1 protein-coding gene is annotated in these 375 nt (G+C 59.5%); it reads right to left on the bottom strand.

What is annotated here, in order from left to right:
- Positions 1-41 precede the first annotated feature (41 nt).
- A partial coding sequence (locus tag AC1RPJ_RS07925; RefSeq protein ID WP_481762866.1) for a hypothetical protein occupies positions 42-375 on the bottom strand: 334 nt, incomplete at its 5' end.

Here is a 375-nt window from a genome sequence, read left to right as displayed (position 1 = left end):
CAAAACAAAAACCCCGTCAGATTCGCGTCTGACGGGGTTCTTCATTTGCGGCGCGGAGCCGCGCTCAACGTCGAACGTTCAATGCTCAGCGTGATTCTACTCGGATCGGCTGGTGCCGGCCACTCGATGACGAGTGTGGGATACCCCAGCCTGTCGCGATCCTGACGTGTAGAAAATCCACGTTTTTCGTAGATTTCACGCATCTCGTCGAGGTAGGCTGTGGTGGGCTCCGCATGGGGCTCTGCACACTCATCGACCAGCGTGAGGTCGGTGTAGCCCATACGGTATCGCATTAGCAACGCACTATCCTGCACCGAGAGCCCGGCCCTGCGCTCCGACTCGGCCAAATCCCGCGCCCTGTGCTCTAGATCGCGG

The organism is Dellaglioa sp. CoH-57-MRSF-17 (assembly GCF_056782015.1).
This window is presented reverse-complemented; position numbering and strand designations above follow the sequence as displayed.